This is a genomic window from Ohtaekwangia sp., assembly GCF_036568665.1.
In the GTDB taxonomy this organism is placed as follows: Bacteria; Bacteroidota; Bacteroidia; order Cytophagales; family Cyclobacteriaceae; genus Ohtaekwangia.
Genome location: NZ_DATCSD010000069.1, coordinates 1 through 17835 on the forward strand (window position 1 = coordinate 1; position 17835 = coordinate 17835).

Genomic DNA, 17835 nt, shown 5'->3' on the forward strand with positions numbered 1-17835 from the left:
CTACACTGAGCTATACGCATACCATTACCGAATCATCGGGTGTTTCAGATGTTGTCATCTCTGCTGATGATGGCAATGAAGTAAAGACTGCATCTTTTCAATATATAGTGCGAAGTGCTACGGTAAATGCAGCACGACCTGTGGGTATAGTAGATGGTATAAATTATGGAAGCGACCCCACGAAAGTAACATTAAGCCTATGGGCTCCGGGCAAGACTTCGGTATATGTGCGTGGAGATTTTAACGATTGGGAAATTGATACGCAGTATCAGATGAAAAAAGATGGTGAACACTTCTGGATCCAGTTGTCCGGGTTGACAGCCGGGCAGGAGTATGGCTTTCAATATTTAGTGGAGGAGAGTGTGTGGATTGCCGATCCGTATGCCGACAAGGTTCTCGATCCGGATGATCAATATATACCAGCATCGGTATATCCGTCATTGAAAACTTTCCCTGACAAAGCACTGAATAGTAAATGGTATTTCAACAGGGTTGCTATATTTCAAACACAGCAAACGCCCTATAGCTGGTCAACAGAAAACTATCAGAAGCCGCAGAAAGAAAACCTGGTCATTTATGAATTGCTGATCCGCGATTTCTTCGACAGCGATCATCGCAGTTATCAAAGTCTTATCGATACCATTCGTTACTTCAAGCATCTTGGCGTAAACGCTATCGAGCTGATGCCTATCATGGAGTTTAATGGTAATGATAGCTGGGGCTATAACCCTACGTTCATGTTCGCTCCTGATAAATACTATGGTACCAAAAACAAATTGAAAGAATTTGTAGATCGCTGTCATGCAGAAGGTATAGCAGTGGTATTAGATATAGCCATGAATCACCAGGACATGCCGAATGCGTATGTGATGATGGATTTTGATTTTACCGCAAACAAACCTACTGCTAATAACAAATGGTTCAATGTCAATGCAACGCACCCGTATAATGTATTCTATGATATGAACCATGAGAGCAGCTATACCAAAGCCTATCTCGATACGGTAACGTATTATTGGCTGCATGAATATAAAGTAGATGGTTTCCGCTTCGATCTTTCAAAAGGATTTACGCAAACCAACAATCCGAACGATGTAGCGGCCTGGGGTGCTTACGATGCCTCGCGCATTGCTATATTAAAACGCATGGCCGATAAAATATGGTCGCATACACCCGATGCGTATGTTATACTGGAACACTTTGCTGCCAATGCAGAGGAAAAGGAGCTGGCCGAATATAGGGCAGGCGAAGGAAAAGGGATGATGCTATGGGGTAATCTGAACTATGCCTACGGTCAAAGCGCATTAGGCGCGAGCTCAGGTTCCGATATATCGAGTATATATTATGGCAATCGTGACTGGACTGCATCCCGATTGGTAGGCTATATGGAGAGTCACGATGAAGAGCGACTCATGTATAAAAATCTCCAATACGGTGGCTCGTCCGGTTCATACAATATAAAAACCGAATCAACTGCAGTAGATCGTATTAAAGCAGCGGAAGTACTATTCTATACAATACCTGGTCCTAAAATGCTATGGGAATTTGGTGAGCTGGGGTATGATGAAAGTATAAATCGTTGTTCGGATGGTACAATCAGCAGCGATTGTAGGGTTACGGCTAAACCGGTCAAGTGGAATTACCTGGATGTGCCGTTGCGTAAAGCGTTATTCGATCATACAGCCGAGCTGGTCAGCCTTCGTAAAACGTACGATGTATTTACCGCCGGTGCCGCTACATTTAGCGGAGGTACATCGCTGGTAAAGCAGGTTACCATCAAGAATAATCCTTATACCGCGTCACCCACTACTACGGCCGATATGAATGTGCAACTCGCGGTTAATTTCGATGTTACATCCAAAACGGTAAGTATAACTTTTCCACATACTGGTACATGGTATGATTACTACGACAACGGTAAACCTGTAACAGTATCAAACACATCATTATCCATGTTGTTGCAGCCGGGGGTATATAAACTCTTTACCGATGTGCCTGTAAAAGAAACTCCTGTTACCGGTATTGATGAAAGTCTGAACACAACATCTATAGTATATCCCAATCCAACCAGTGGTGTGTTACACATAGAACTTGAATCAGGCCATGTACGAGAAGCAAAATTATTTGATGTTCGTGGTATAGAACAGAAAATCAATGTTGCTGGCGATAACGCCAATATAGCGCACCTTCCGCAAGGACTGTATATATTAAAAGTGACTACAACAGCCGGCAGGCAATTGTCTGGTAAAGTTATAAAACAATAAACTTTCGTTTGTAGTGTTAATGGTAAAAGCAGAGGTCTTCACGGATCTCTGCTTTTTTGTTTCTCACATCACGATAGCTATCGTGACGTGAGAAACCATCTGAATTTGAATATCAAACAAGGAACATCGATCAACGAATATCGAAGCAGAATATATTTCTTCAGCTTTGGTTCTGTGTTAATCTGTAGAAATATCTCCTGGTCACTTCGAGTCGATTCCCTGGTCTTTTAATGCGCGATATACCTGGTAGCGAACTTCACTGCGGGTATGATCCTCTTTGTATACATCTTCGCACCAGAAGAATATCTTTAGCATCAATTCGTTGTCAGTTATACTTTCTATCAACACAGAAGGCTCACGCTTCTTCAGTACACAGTCAGTTTCCTTAATCGTTTCTTTGATGTCGCGGATCACAGCATCTTTATCTTTATCCTTCGGCATGGTAATACTCACTTCGAAGTCAATGCGTTTATAAGTGTTGCCGAGTGTCCAGTTAACAATGTGTTGCGAGAGTACATCTCCGTTCGGAATAATCACATCAGCGCCATCGGTTGTAACCAATGTACTCGAACGCAATCCGATTTCCTTTACTCTTCCTGCGTGACTTCCTACTTCCACCGAATCGCCCACTTTCAACGGACGATCGAATATGAGAATGATACCCGACACAAAGTTGTTTACTATATTTTGCAAACCTAAACCTATACCTACACCCAGTGCTCCGAGTACAATGGTAATTTTATCTACCGGTAATCCTGATGCCGATACGGCCAGCAGATAACCCGCGCCTAATAAAACGAGTTTCGTCATCAGCAACTTGGAGCGATGCGCCAGGCTTTCACCTTCATCATCTCCTATATCTCCGAGGAAGTAGCCTATATATCGCTGCAGGAAGTGCGCTACCCAAATAATCAGGAAGAACAATAGTATACTGCCAAGCGTAAAGGATGTGTTGCCTATATTTTGTTCCGCATTCAACACGCTGCTGATACCATCAAACAACGCATCATATATATTGAGGTTGGCAGTAAACACCACGATCCATATCAGCAGTACAATGCCCAATAGCGGTTTGCGAAAATTCTGTATGATAGGAGCAGGGTCAAACGTATTGCTCAACGATTGCTGCACGCGGCTGGTATGTATCTGCAACAACACAGCCTCTATCAATATCTTTACCAGGGCCGAAAGTCCTATTACCTGCGTAAGCCCAAGTACAGACGACATACTCAGCATATTAGCCAGTGTTAATCTTCCGCTGATGTTGGCAATGATCGCCAGTATATTCATCACCACAACTAGCATCAACACCACCCGTATAAACCGACCCAGTGTATGATCGCGCGGAAGCGCCTTGCGGAAAAGCAACGCCAGGGCTACAGTCGCCACGTTGAGTATAATTATAAGCGACCGTTGCCAGAAAGATGGAACGAGTATATGGTTGATAAAACTAAACACCAGGAACAACGCTACTATACCAATCCAGAACTTGAACAGTCTGCGCGGCCATTGTTTCTTATACATGAATGTGAGTGTAATGATCAGCAGCAGCTGTACAAACTGCGTATAGGCCGGTGGCGCGTGCAAGTCAAACAGAGGCGCTATGCTAAACACCACCGCCAAGGCCGAGATAATTGGTTGTCGCGACAGGTGAGATATATCATACGTTATCAGCGACTCAATCTGACCTTTGCGTTTCAGTATACGCAGGTTGCGCGTTATCCACCACAAAAACGCTATACCCAGCAGCCATCGTACAAATCGATTCTCCGAAGAATTGCTATAGTAAAATTTCAGTGCCTTCTGTTCTTCTTTAAATACCTCCGAGAGATTTTCACCAACCGTAGTAGCTGTGCGTTTCTCCCAGAAGTAATTCATCTCCTTCTGAAAAACTTTTTTACCCGCCATACTCAACCGGTTATTCAATTGGTTCATCAGTTGTGCAGAGATGATGGACCCGGCCGATGCCTGTGTTTTCATCTTATGCAATGTAGAAAGGCTGTTGGTCAGCAAGCTATCGGTATATCTTCTGCGATCGCGAAGACCCTTTAACTGCGGAAGAAATTTTTTGCGCGATAAGCTGTCACGAAACAATTGTCGTAGAACAGAATCTTTACGCAGGCCGCGAATCTCCGTACGCAGTTTGGTAAGCCTGTCATCTGTTTCCTTAAACGTTTCATTATACCTATGCAGATCATGTTCAGCATCCTGCAACAAGATCTTTAATATCTCCAGGTTGCGCAGGTTCAATGTCTCTTCATACTTCACCAGACTTTCCTCTACAAAGTGAACGATCGAATCGCTTTCAGTAAGACGTTCTCCAATGAGCATGATCTCCGGTCCAAGCTTGCTTACATTCTGCACCGAATCAATTTTTTGATACGCCATCTCCAGGTGCAGCATATACTCAGCTGCAGTAGCCGTAGCGGAATCAGAAAATATAGTGAACTGACCACGCTCCCTGCGAAGCTTTCCGGTTTGCGCAAAAGCCAACGAGGTTGTCAATGAAAAAAGAATGGTAAAAATGGCAATGTGCCCGGTGTAATATTTCAGTCGCTTCATACAGATTTTTACTATAACTGCCAGTTGCCCGTAGCTTGGCAGGGCGCAAAATACAAAAGGAATAATACTGCCAAACAGAAATTCAGGCAGGCGCCTGTACATCCGCCATAAAGATGTATATAAAGCCCGTTGTACGATCCGCATATATAGGCTTATTCGCATGAAGTACAGTCTTTTGTCGTTAGAAATATTAGCCTCACCTTCTTCAGTCGGCAAGTTGAAAATGTTCCTGAAATATACCGTCACACAATTGGTTAACATGCGCGGCACACAACGCCAATCACAGATCCCGACAACGACTCTATCCCCAAGCGTTTATCACAGCATGTAAGATATATAGCCCACTTGGGCGTGCCCCCGCTACCTTGTGCCCCCGCCCACCGCACCGGGGTCAGGCTGTCCGCTACAAGTCCTCGCCCTCACACACAAGCCTACATGCTCCGGGCTTTCCGCTACCATCCTTCACGCAAATCCCACACGTCAGTTCGAGCGTGCGTCTTAAGATCGAAGTGGGCACTCCCTGCGAGAAGTCCCCTGATCAAGCTTTATAATCGGGCGGTGCACGTATGAGGAGTATATTTAGTAGTGCTGCCTTAAAGAATTCTTTGAATAGTTGCATCGCATTGAACAAAGGAAGCGAGCAGGGGATTTCTCGCGGTATAATTGCATTCCATAGCAGGCTCTCACGCTCGAAATGACCTTCTAAGAGAGTTTAAACACCAATACCCGTTCCGTTGTAAAACCTTTCTTCTGCAGGGTGGATATGTGTGAGAAAAAACCTCTGGTATATTTCCGGTAATGCTTTCTAAGTGAATCACTTGGATGAAAAGACGTACTTCAATTTTCTAGATTTTTACTTGACCTGGTTGATTTGCCTTCGGGTATAGCAGTGTTTTGTTGTTAGCGCGCAATCGTTTGAAGATGCTGTCGTAATCCGTTGGAATACCTTGACAGCCCATCGGAATTATACCAATCAAACACATGATCTAAAGATTTACTTTTATGAAAACAACCATCACGCAATACCTGGCGCGAGCTGTGGTATATATACTGCTGTTTGCCGGTGTCTCGGCATACGCTCAGGATCCGCCACAATACGGAACGCCCTATACCAGTGTTCCCGATACCCGCGATATCACTATTTACCAGGTGAACATCCGGGCGTTTAGTGCTACCAGTAATTTTCAAGGTGTAATCAATCGCCTCGATAACATCAAAGCACTGGGAACAAATGTACTATATCTCATGCCGGTGTTTCCGGTAGGCACTGATTCGCGTAGCAAGATCGCTTCTTCTACTTCGCCCTATAGCATTAAAGATTTTACATCCGTAGGCAGTGAGTATGGAACACTCGATCAGCTTCGGCAAATCGTAGATGGTGCTCATGCGCGAGGCATGGCGGTAATTCTCGATTGGGTGGTAAATCAAACTTCGTGGGATCATCCCTGGATCACACAACATCCCGACTGGTATATACGCGATGGCAATGGTGTTATACAACAACTGGGATCATTCTCTGATGTAGCGGCACTGAATTTCTCCAGCACGGCTATGCGTACTGCCATGATCAACGCGATGCGATACTGGGTGTTTGCCGCGAATGTCGATGGCTTTCGCTGCGACTATGCCAACAATCCACCGCTTGATTTCTGGACGCAGGCCATCAGTAATCTTCGTGGTATAACCAGTCATAAACTGATTATGCTGGCAGAAGGCGATCGCCTCGAAAACTTTAATGTTGGCTTCGATCTGAACTTCGGAGATAAATTTTATTACGATGCACTGAAGCCTGTACGCAGCGGTGCTTCTGTTGCTAACATTCAAAACACGACCAACACAGAATATACCTATGCTACCGGTAGCCAGCAGGTAGCTCGCTATATCAGTAATCACGATGTGTTTGGTAACGAAACTCCCATTGAAGTATTTGGCAGCACAGCAGGTGCTATAGCAAATTTTGTAGTAGCGGCCTATATGCGCGGAGTACCGTTCATTACCGGTGGACAGGAAGTAGCATTCAATACAAAAATTCCCTGGCCCTGGGATGGTGTGGATATAAACTGGAATATCAATCCGGATGTAACAGCCGAGTATACAAAGATCATTACACTTCGTAACACCAGCGATGCCATCAGGCGTGGCACCATGACAAATTATTCCGATGCTAATGTCTGTGCATTTACCAAAACTTCCGGCACTGAGAAAGTAGTGGTATTATCCAATCTTCGTTCGGCTACTTCCAATTATACTATACCTGCTGCGCTTGCGGGCAACTGGAAAGATGCCTATACCGGTACGGCTATAACACTTACATCAGGTGCTACATTTTCGCTTACGTCAAATCAGTATCGTGTATTGACCAATGCTAATGTTGCGCCTATAGCTGTTACCAGTGTTTCAGTTTCTCCTGCAACGGTAAGCCTGAGCGCAGGACTCACTCAACAGCTCACAGCAACGGTAGTGCCTTCCAACGCCACTAATCAGAACGTGAGCTGGAGCTCCAGCAATTCAGCGATAGCAACCGTAAATGCTTCGGGGTTAGTAACCGCTATAGCAGCCGGAAGCGCTACCATTACTGTAACAACACAAGATGGTAACAAGACGGCAACAACTTCTGTTACGGTAACGCCATCAACCAGTTTTACGGTTAACTTTTACAAGCCTTCCAGTTGGGGAACAGGTATACGTATATATTGGTGGGCAGCACAGCCAACGGGTGTACTAGCCGATGGCACATGGCCGGGAGTGCTGATGACGAATGCCGGCAATGGCTGGTATAGCTATACCTTTACCAATGTTACTTCTGCCAATCTCATCTTTAACGATGGCACCAACCAGACTGCCGATCTCACACGCAATAAAAATGGATGGTATCTCAATAACACGTGGTATGATACAAATCCCGGCACCCCTATAGCCGTTACCGGTGTAACGGTGAGTCCTTCATCAGCAACTGTCAACGTTAATGCTACCGTACAATTAACAGCAGCCGTTGCACCTGCTAACGCCACCAATACAACCGTAACCTGGTCGTCCGGTAACCCTGCCGTTGCAACGGTGAATGCCAGTGGTATAGTCACGGGTATAGCTGGCGGTACAGCCACTATAACTGTAACAACGCAAGATGGTAATAAGACTGCTTCCAGTACCATTACTGTTCCTTCTGCAGGCACTACCTACTATCAGATCGTAAACCGCTGGCAAAGCACCAGCTATTTATACGATGCCGGCAATGGTGTAGTAAAGTATGGAACTAATCCATCCGGTAACAGTTATCAATGGGCGCGTATAGATGCGGGGAGTGGTTACTATCTCTTAAAAAATCGTGCAACCGGAAATCTCATGCACGTTGAAAATCAAACAGGTTCAGTGCAATGTACTACCGGTGATCCAACCTGGTGGAGTGCCATGTGGAGTATATCTGCTACCGGTGATGGCTGGAACTATATCATTAACCGCTGGCAAACGAGCGAGCGCATTCACATCGAAAACCTCACGGGCAATGCACAATATAGCGGGGCACAAAACGGTTGGTATAGCGCGATGTGGCAATTGGTAAACCCCGTAACAGCACGTGTAGAATCGGAAGAATTTGTTGCCGAACAGGAAGCACAAGTACAGATATACCCGAACCCGGTAAAAGGCAATCGACTATATATAGCAGTACCTGCTCTTAGTAGCAATGAATCAGTTACCATTACTATACAGGATATAAATGGAAGAGCAGCGCTTGAAACACAAATAACTCACTCCGGAGAAGTAACACATAATCTCTCTTCGGGACTATATTTTGTAAGGGTGAGGGGAGGTAGCGTTAATTTGATGAAGAAAATTTTAGTGGAATAGATTCAAGTAAATGAAGAGAGGGATTTGAAAGAATCTCTCTCTTAATAATTTTTATAAGGATGGAGTAAAGATGGAATAGCATTGAGATCATCTCAAAACAACGACAACTGCATCTGCATATCAACTACCGAAGACTTTACATTATACCCGAGCCTGCTCAAATTTCGGATGTGGTATACGCGCGATTCTTCGTAGCGTGAGGCTACTATAATTTCGGTTCGTCCGGCTTTTTTGGTGAACAGGTCGCGTACCAGTTCAGGGCGATTGTTTTCCCGCGAGAGGTGCGATAAAAATAAATGACTCATAAAGGCAGGCTTGTGTTTGAGGAAAAGTTGCAATGCCTGCTTATTGGATAAATGTCCTTTGCCTCCGCGTATACGGTTCTTCAAGTGATACGGATATTTACCGGTCTCCAACATCTCTTCATCGTAATTCGCTTCGAGAAATGCTGCATGACATTGTTTGAAATGCTCGGTAACATGCCTGCACGGTAAACCTATATCGGTAAAGATGCCTACGCGAATGTTATTATCAGTTACAATAAAACTATGCGGATCGCAGGCATCGTGTTCTTTGGGGAAAGCTGTTATGGCCAGCGATCCGATAACAACAGGTTCGTATGCCTTAAACGAATAAATGAGATGCTCCTGGATTTTGAGTCCACCGTTTTGCAGGGTGGGAGTGGTGATGTATACCGGCAGCTGGAATTTCTTGGCCAGCATAGCCACACCGTTGATGTGGTCAGAATGCTCGTGTGTAATAAAGATCGCTTTTACTTTTCGCATGGAAAGTCCCAGGCGATTCATGCGCCTCTCCGTTTCGCGACAGGAGATACCTGCATCTACCAGAACAGCTTCGTGTGCGTTACCGACATAGTAACAGTTGCCGTTGCTCCCGGAATTGAGTGATGCAATAAATAGCGACATAGTGTTTGTGCGCGAAAGTTACGGGGTTGACTTGATAAGTCTCAACGAAGAATTGCTAAAAGCAGCTTTGTTTTTGAAAAAACTTTGTCCGGAAATTTTTTACGGGAAAGCCCGATCCGTTTTTGGGAGTTGTTGAAGTATAATTCTGTGAATAAAATAGTTCTGGAGAGAATTTAGGAAGTGGCAGTATGTTTGCTGACAGAGATTAACATAACTAAACCTCTGTTATTCATGAAGTCTATCTTTGTTCTCTTCTTCCTGCTGATCGTACTGGCGTCATCGGCATTTATAATCGTTTACAGTTATTGGAAAGACCTCGTTGAGGGTAATCCGGTGATCTTCGCTATCGGGTTGATCGGTATGATCATGACAGGCGTGGGAGGTATGATGTACAGCATCTTTACCCGTCCGGTTACTGAACCGGAAAAGAGTAAGTAAAATTGCGTTTTCAGTTTAGGTTTATAATTTAAATATGCAAAAAAGCAGAGCCTTCGTGCTCTGCTTTTGTTTTATAGTATATATCGTGATAGTATCTACTGAAGCTCCAGTACCAGAACATATTTTGCCGGTATAGTCAAAGATTGCTTCACATCGTACGAAGTGCCCGTAGTTACTTCATTTCCCTTGGTATAATTCCGGATGCTTTCAGAAAAACGTTTTGAATCGATCGTCATCGGTTTGTCCTGTGTGTTCATAATACACATCACCGTTTGCTTGTCGTCATAACGAAAGTATACATATACACCATCCTCCGGAACATACTGCATCATCTTGCCCGTTTTGATTGCAGAAGATGATTTTCTGAAATTTGCGAGCTTCTTCGTCCACTCAAATACCTCATTCTCCTTCTCGGTTCTTCCTTCTTTGGTAAACTTGTTAGCCTTATCGCCATTCCATCCTCCCGGAAAATCCAGTCGCACCCAGCCATCCGGATTTGTTATACCTTTCATGAGTATCTCGGTTCCATAGTATAGCTGCGGTATACCGCGCGAGGTAAGGAGCCAGGCGAGTCCCATCTTGTGCTTGGCTATATCTTCGCCAACAGCAGAGTAAAAGCGACTCATATCATGATTGTCGAGGAAGATCACATTCTTCATCGGGTCTTCGTATAGAAAGTCATTGGCAAGTGTCTGGTATAGTCTGTTTACACCGTTCGTCCAGCCGAAGGGTTCATTTACCGCAGGTAAAATTCCATAGAGGTTGGCTTGAAAATCGGTAACACCCGGTAAATTACTTTTAAAGGGTATATTAAAATTATTGCGGGTAAAGAATGCCTGATTGGAAACACCATGCACCCACGTTTCTCCAAACAATGAAATGTTCGGGTATTCATCCAGCAGCGCCTGGTTGCAACGATTCATAAAATCAAGATCGTTGTATATATAGGTATCTATGCGCCATCCATCCACACCAAATTCTTCTACACTCCATATAGCGTGCTGAATTAAAAAGTTTGCCACATAGGGATTCTGTTGATTCAGATCCGGCATGAACTTCGTAAACCAGCCATCGCTCATACGTTTTTGATCCGCGGCCGCTGCGTGCGTATCCATCAGCGGTTGATCTTTATAAGTAGTATTAGTATATACCGGCCATTCATGAAGCCAGTCGTGTGTAGGTTTATCTTGTACAAAGAAATGATATAGTCCTACGTGATTGTAAACCGCATCCTGGATCAGCTTCATATTTCGTTTGTGCAGTTCATCGCTGAGTTTCTTGTATAGTGTAGCCCCGCCGTGGCGCGCATCTACTTTATAATGATTGGTAATAGCATAACCATGCTCCGTACGATCGGGCATATCATTTTCCAATACAGGTGTCATCCAGAGAGTAGTTACTCCGAGGTCTTGCAGATAGTCGAGGTGATTGATGATACCCTGCAGGTCGCCACCGTGACGATAGAAGATCGAATCGCGGTTGAGCGATTGATCGCGCATGCCTTTGATACGATCGTTGGTAACATCGCCATTGCTGAAGCGGTCGGGCATTGCGAGGTAGACGAAGTCGGCCGAAGTAACGCCCTGGCCATACGCACGGCTCTTGTCGCGTGCTTTTAATTCCCAATTTACCTTTTGTGATTTTTTGCCGGCTTTGAAATCGAAGACTATTTTTCCGGGGGCTGCCTCGGGTTGTATAGCGATATCGATCGCGAGATACTTTCCGTTTTCCAGTCGATGAATATTGGTAATGCTGATGCCGCTGTAATTAACCGATACATCGCGTTTGCCAAATTCACTGTCAGTGGATTTAACCAGTAGCTGTACCGTGTTGTGTTTCATTCCTGTCCACCAGTTAGGAGGGTATATTTCTGGGGCCTGCGACCAAACAGCGGGGGATATAGCACAGAGGCAAAGGGTGATAAATCGGTGTATAAATTTCATGGAAAGGTTTTGGTTAAGTGATCAAGACAGGTTTGAGCCTGTAGGGTGGCAAAAATTCAAAAACCGGGGCTCTGATCCCAGATTAATTATGAAATTAGTTTTTGTAAACGATTGCGATTCCGATTCCGATTAAAATTTATTACGTTTTTCTTAAACTTTTAAACAAGTTCTTGCTATATTGATTATCGATTTCAAACGTGTGCATTTGAGCGAATGCCTGCGTGACGAAATCTGTAATTAATTAACCCAAACCAAAAACGTATGACAAAATTTTATCTGTATGTAAGCAGGTATCTTACGGTTCTACTTTTTCTGATTACCACAATAGCCTGGTCGCAGAGTACGGTAACCGGTAAAGTGACTGCTTCTGATGATGGTTCCGGATTGCCTGGAGTAAACATCATTGAGAAGGGAACGAGTAATGGAACCGTTACAGATGCTAATGGTAGTTTTACTATTACAGTACCAGGCAATGCAGTCCTGGTTTTTTCGTTTGTAGGGTATACTTCACAAGAAGTATCAGTGGAAAATCGCACAAGCGTAAACGTATCGTTATCATCCGATGTGACAGCACTTTCCGAGGTAGTTGTTATCGGGTATGGACAGATCGACAAGAAAGATGCCACAGGAGCACTGGTATCTCTTAAACCTGGAGATTTTAATGGTGGTGTTATTGCATCGCCAGAACAATTGATACAAGGTAGAGCAGCGGGTGTACAAATTACATCAGCAAGTGGTGAGCCAGGAGCAGGAGTAAATATGCGTATTCGCGGTACGTCTTCAGTACGCAGTGGTAATAACCCTTTATTTGTTGTAGATGGAGTGCCGCTGAGTGGAGATGATGTAAGTCCAGGTTCCATGAATGGTGCGTTGGGTGACAGCCCCCCGAAAAATCCACTGAACTTTATCAACCCGAATGATATAGCAAGTATAGATATATTAAAAGATGCATCTGCTACTGCTATATATGGTTCAAGAGGTGCTAATGGTGTAGTAATTATAACAACCAAAAGCGGTAAATCAGGAGCCGGTAATATTGAGTACTCTTACAACTTGGGCTTTGGTCATATTACTAAAAAAATGGATTTGCTAAATCGCGATGAGTTTATCAGCGCATATACGCAGTTCAATGGAGCCGCTGCCGCAGCGACACTAGACAAGGGAGCGAGCACGGATTGGCAAAATCAGGTATTGCGCACCTCAGTTACCAACAGCCATAATCTGTCGTTTGGTGGAGCAGATGCAACGGGTAATTTCCGCATATCACTTGGCTATCAAAACCAAGAAGGTATCATCAAGCATAGTGGCATGAAAAGATATACTGCACTGTTAAAAGGTAGTAAGAAATTTTTGAATGACAGACTTACCTTGAGTACACAAGTAACCGTTGCTGACGTTCATGACGACAACGTACCAATCACAAATAATTCAGGCTTTGAAGGTGACTTGTTTGGTTCTGCGCTGAAATCAAACCCGACTGCACCAGTATATAATCCAGATGGTACACTATATCAGCCATCAAATACAGAGCCTAACCCGGTGGCTTATTTGAATTTGTCAAGAAGCTTTACCAACACCCTGCGTAGTTTAGGAAATGTTTCAGCTGAATTGCAGATCATCAAAGGATTGACATTTAAAACAGTTTTCGGATTTGACCGGTCATTCTCGTCCAGAAAGACAGCATTTTCCAGAGATCTGAAAGCGAACAACGGTATATATGGTATAGGGCGAGCATACCTCAACGATATAGAAGTTAGTAACAACCTTTGGGAAAACTACTTTACTTATAATAAAGAACTTAGTTCAAGTGTGAAGTTTACCGGCTTGCTAGGATATTCTTATCAGAGTTTCTCCAATACTCGCAGAGATATACAGTTGGCTAATTTTAGAACTTCGAACCTTGACTTGATGATCAACAATCTGGCTTCTATTGATCCAGCCAAGATATCGATGACTGGAAATTCATCATCCGTAAAAGATGAACTTCAATCATACTATGGACGCTTCGACTTCACGATCAGCGATAAATATATAGTTACCGCCACGTTGCGTGCCGATGGTTCAACCAAATTTGGTGGCAATAATAAATATGGATACTTCCCATCAGCTGCTATTAAGTGGCGTGCCAGCGAAGAGGCTTTCATCCCAGAAGCGTTTTCTGACTTGAATGTGCGCTTAGGGTATGGTGTTACCGGTAATCAGGAAATACCACACAACCTTTATCAGGAAAGACAACGCTATAACACCAGTAACTTTAATACGGGTGGTACATTGGATCAGGCAGACATTGGAAGTGTTTCATTCAAGAATTCTGATCTCAAGTGGGAGTCAACAGCACAAATCAATATTGGTATAGATTACGGATTCTTCGACAACCGTTTGAGAGGTTCTATTGACTATTATCACAAGAACACAAGCGATCTGTTAATACAAGTGATTAGTGCGCAGCCGGCACCACAACCATTTACGTATACCAATCTCAATGCAAATGTTATTAACAAAGGTGTTGAACTGGCATTGGAAGGAGATGTAGTGAACAATGGTGATTTCAAGTGGACTATCGTTGGTAATGTGGCGATCAATAAGAACCGGGTGCAAAATTTCAATGGTCTGTTAAATACAGGTCAGATCAATGGTCAGGGATTGAGCGGTGCATTTGCACAACGCATTGCTAATAACCAGCCATTGTATGCATGGTTCCTGCGCGATTTCTCCGGCTTCGATGAGAATGGTATATCTGTGTACAACGGTGGTGACTTCCAGAAATTCCTCAATGGAAAAAGTCCTCTGCCTACAACCAACGCCGGTTTAACCAATAACTTACGGTATAAGAATTTCGACCTTAGTATTTTCTTCTCAGGTCAGTTTGGGCAGTATATATATAACAATACAGCCAATGCTTATTTCACCGCTGGTTCACTGGCAAATGGTAGAAATGTTACCAAAAACGTAGTAGGAAACGGGGAGAGCAATTTGAATGCTCCGGATGTTTCTACTCGCTTTCTGGAAAACGGATCCTTTGTAAGATTGCAGAACTTAACGCTTGGGTATAATATACCAACCACCAATACATTTATTAAATCATTGCGTGTAAGTGTAACAGGTCAGAACCTGTTAACATTCACAGACTATAGTGGACAAGATCCTGAAGTGAATGTGAATAAAGCGTTGAATAATGTTCCTTCATTGGGCATTGACTATGCAGGATATCCTCGTGCGAGGACTATTACATTCGGTGTTAATGCAACATTTTAATGATTAAGAACAAATGATTTTTATGAAAGACAATAACACGATATTGAGAAAGGTATTAGCCGGTGCAGTCGGAATGTCAATTATACTATCCGCTTGTACAGACTTGAATACTGAAGAAAAGGATTCTGTGGTGATCAATACAGCAGGCGGTAAATTTGAGGGAGATCCTACAAGTCTGCTGAGTTCTGTATATGCCGATCTGGGCGCATTAACTGATCAGGCCAATGTATATGCGCTATATGAACAAACTACAGATGAAATGTTGCCGCCCACCCGTGGTGTTGACTGGGGTGATAATGGTGTGTGGAGAACATTACACCAGCACACGTGGGATCCGACTCACCAGCAAATATTGGACAGCTGGAATCAGTTGAACCAACGCGCCTTCAAATGCAATCAGATACTTGCGTCCAATCCAAGTGATGCGCAGGCTGCTGAGGCTAAGTTTATGAGAGCTTTCTTCATGTTCTATGTAATGGACTTATATGGTCAGGTGCCCTTCAGGAATGTAGATGAAGGAGTGGATGTGAACCCAAAAGTGATGACTCGTTCAGAAGCATTTGATTTTATTGTGAACGATTTGAATGAAGCGTTGCCCAATCTTTCCGTGAGAGGTCCGAGTGCGGACAATGGTAAAGCCTCCAAAGCTTCTGCAAACTTTCTACTCGCTAAACTATATTTGAATAAGGCGGTGTATAAAAGCTCTGTAGCAGAAGGTCCGTATACATTCGATAAAGCTGATATGGATAAAGTAATAGGTTATGTAGACGCTATTACTGCCGATGGCTATTCGCTTGAGCCACAATATTTCGACAACTTCCGTACGATCGCGTCCAAAGAGCTGATCTTTACCAGTCCTTCCGGTACAGCACAGAATCGTATATATATGACTCTCCACTACGATCAGAATCCCAGTGGATGGAACGGATTTACAACAGTGGCTGACTTCTATGCTAAATTTGAAGACAGCGATACGCGTAAGCATGGTGAAAGTATAGCTCCGCTTGGAAAGAACTTTTATGGTATCAAGCGCGGCTTTCTTATTGGCCAACAATATAAAGATGATGGTACCCCGCTGACCGACTCCAGAACACAAAAGCCGCTGGTGTTTACTCCGGATGTTCCTCTTTCAGGAGCAGCAACCAACAAGGGGATACGTGTTATCAAGTATCACCCGGCTGATCAGGGCAAGTATATATTCTTCCGCTATGCTGATGCATACCTGATGAAAGCTGAAGCAATCATGCGAGGAGGTAGTAGTGGACAGACCGCACTTCAATTAGTAAATAACCTGCGTGCCGTGCGTGGTGCATCGGCGTTGGGTACGGTGGATGCAACTGCTATGCTTGACGAGCGTGGTCGTGAATTATACTGGGAGGGTGTACGCCGAACGGACCAGATACGCTTTGGTACATTTACCAGCACCTGGGCAGAGAAGACTGTGACGGAGCCATTCAGAGTGTTGTTCCCTATACCACAGCAGGCATTGGATTCCAATCCGAATTTAGCTCCTAACCCCGGCTATTAATCAATTCACTATTCTTATGAAAAGATTTATGAAGAAAATAATTCTCAAATATACTCTTGTCGTAATCGCTGCGGCCGCGGCTGGGCTGGTGCAGTCGTGCAAAGAAGATGATCCTACGTATGGCACACCAAAGGTCACTGAATTCTCTCCTGCGGCAGGAGGTCCTGTTGGTACGTTTGTTACAATTACCGGGACATACTTCAGCACTACGAAACCTACTATAGTAAAGTTCAATGGTGTTCAGGCTGAAACGTTGGAAACTACAGGAACTTCTATAGTTGCATTGGTGCCTACAGGTGCTACTTCCGGAAAGATCTCGGTTACAGTAGAAGGCTATACAGGAAGTTCAGCAACAGACTTTGCTGTTACAGCCGGAACACCTTCTCCTGCTATACTTACGTTTGATCCTGCATCTGGTAATGGTGTGGATGGCGTTTCTGTTACTATCAAGGGTGCAAACTTCAGTAAAACAGCAGCAAATAACATCGTGAAGTTTAACGGGGTAGAAGCGGATGTACCAACAGATGTAACAGATCGTTCTCTGACAGTGGTAGTGCCGGAAGGAGCAACGTCTGGTAAGATCACAGTAGAGGTAGATGGTGTTACAGGTGTTGGCACATCACGTTCTGACTTCTCGGTGCCTTCTCCTGGAGTAACCAGCTTTACTCCAAAATCAAGTATCGTTGGTTCAACGGTGGTCATTACGGGAACAAACTTCAGTAAGACGGCATCGAACAACACAGTAAAGTTCAATGGTGTTGAGGCTACAGTAAGTCCAGATGACGCATCGACTACATCACTTACTGTTACTGTGCCTGCTGGAGCGACAACAGGTAAAATATCGGTAACAGTAGGAGGCCAGACTGGAACATCAGCCGATGATTTTAAAATCAATTGAAGTATCAGCAGTATTTTAATGGATTGCTAATTTTAAGGAAGGCAAGTTCAATTTACTTGCCTTCTTTTTTTATTTTTCAGTCGTGTTACACTACCTAAGCATGCAACGATTCTTTCTGCTGATTCTTGTGTTCGTTACACTGGCATGCAGCAATCCTGAAAATAGTAAACCCGTT

The 17835-nt window shown here is 43.9% G+C and carries 9 protein-coding genes; 6 read left to right on the forward strand and 3 right to left on the reverse strand.

Annotated features, from left to right (window positions below; translation table 11 throughout):
* Window positions 1-2264 (forward strand): alpha-amylase family glycosyl hydrolase (locus VIN08_RS03735; protein WP_331960437.1); only part of this gene is annotated, 2264 nt, incomplete at its 5' end.
* Window positions 2265-2465: 201 nt separating this feature from the next.
* Here the strand turns inward: VIN08_RS03735 and VIN08_RS03740 are convergent.
* On the reverse strand, window positions 2466-4826 hold the full coding sequence (locus tag VIN08_RS03740) for a mechanosensitive ion channel family protein (protein ID WP_331960440.1): 2361 nt from the start codon (window positions 4824-4826) through the stop codon (window positions 2466-2468).
* A 1002-nt stretch (window positions 4827-5828) separates the two neighbouring features.
* Here VIN08_RS03740 and VIN08_RS03745 point away from each other — a divergent pair.
* A complete protein-coding gene (locus VIN08_RS03745; protein ID WP_331960443.1) occupies window positions 5829-8672 on the forward strand; it encodes an Ig-like domain-containing protein in 2844 nt (947 codons plus the stop codon).
* 92 nt (window positions 8673-8764) lie between these two features.
* On the opposite strand, the gene VIN08_RS03750 is transcribed toward VIN08_RS03745, so the two are convergent.
* Window positions 8765-9598 (reverse strand): MBL fold metallo-hydrolase, encoded by an 834-nt coding sequence (locus VIN08_RS03750; protein ID WP_331960446.1) that lies wholly within the window; start codon window positions 9596-9598, stop codon window positions 8765-8767.
* Between the two features lie 231 nt (window positions 9599-9829).
* Here VIN08_RS03750 and VIN08_RS03755 point away from each other — a divergent pair, with 231 nt between their 5' ends.
* On the forward strand, window positions 9830-10036 hold the full coding sequence (locus VIN08_RS03755) for a hypothetical protein (RefSeq protein ID WP_331960449.1): 207 nt from the start codon (window positions 9830-9832) through the stop codon (window positions 10034-10036).
* 95 nt (window positions 10037-10131) lie between these two features.
* Here the strand turns inward: VIN08_RS03755 and VIN08_RS03760 are convergent, their stop codons facing one another.
* Window positions 10132-11979 carry a glycoside hydrolase family 13 protein gene (locus VIN08_RS03760; RefSeq protein ID WP_331960451.1) on the reverse strand — a complete coding sequence of 616 codons (1848 nt, stop codon included), beginning with the start codon at window positions 11977-11979 and terminating at the stop codon, window positions 10132-10134.
* A 261-nt stretch (window positions 11980-12240) separates the two neighbouring features.
* Between VIN08_RS03760 and VIN08_RS03765 the strand changes: the two genes are divergently transcribed.
* From VIN08_RS03765 to VIN08_RS03775, 3 genes are all read left to right on the forward strand, one after another.
* Window positions 12241-15234 (forward strand): TonB-dependent receptor, encoded by a 2994-nt coding sequence (locus VIN08_RS03765; RefSeq protein ID WP_331960454.1) that lies wholly within the window; start codon window positions 12241-12243, stop codon window positions 15232-15234.
* Window positions 15235-15337: 103 nt separating this feature from the next.
* Entirely contained in the window at window positions 15338-16762 is a 1425-nt protein-coding gene (locus VIN08_RS03770; protein ID WP_331960457.1) for a RagB/SusD family nutrient uptake outer membrane protein, read from the forward strand.
* Between the two features lie 28 nt (window positions 16763-16790).
* Window positions 16791-17660, forward strand: a complete 870-nt coding sequence (locus VIN08_RS03775) for an IPT/TIG domain-containing protein (protein ID WP_331960460.1) — start codon at window positions 16791-16793, stop codon at window positions 17658-17660.
* The last annotated feature ends 175 nt before the right edge of the window (window positions 17661-17835 follow it).

What these genes read in the sequence shown, in the direction of transcription:
- VIN08_RS03740 (WP_331960440.1), bottom strand. Translation starts at nt 4,826, where the DNA reads ATGAAGCGACTGAAATATTACACCGGGCACATTGCCATTTTTACCATT.
- VIN08_RS03745 (WP_331960443.1), top strand. Translation starts at nt 5,829, where the DNA reads ATGAAAACAACCATCACGCAATACCTGGCGCGAGCTGTGGTATATATA.
- VIN08_RS03750 (WP_331960446.1), bottom strand. Translation starts at nt 9,598, where the DNA reads ATGTCGCTATTTATTGCATCACTCAATTCCGGGAGCAACGGCAACTGT.
- VIN08_RS03755 (WP_331960449.1), top strand. Translation starts at nt 9,830, where the DNA reads ATGAAGTCTATCTTTGTTCTCTTCTTCCTGCTGATCGTACTGGCGTCA.
- VIN08_RS03760 (WP_331960451.1), bottom strand. Translation starts at nt 11,979, where the DNA reads ATGAAATTTATACACCGATTTATCACCCTTTGCCTCTGTGCTATATCC.
- VIN08_RS03765 (WP_331960454.1), top strand. Translation starts at nt 12,241, where the DNA reads ATGACAAAATTTTATCTGTATGTAAGCAGGTATCTTACGGTTCTACTT.
- VIN08_RS03775 (WP_331960460.1), top strand. Translation starts at nt 16,791, where the DNA reads ATGAAGAAAATAATTCTCAAATATACTCTTGTCGTAATCGCTGCGGCC.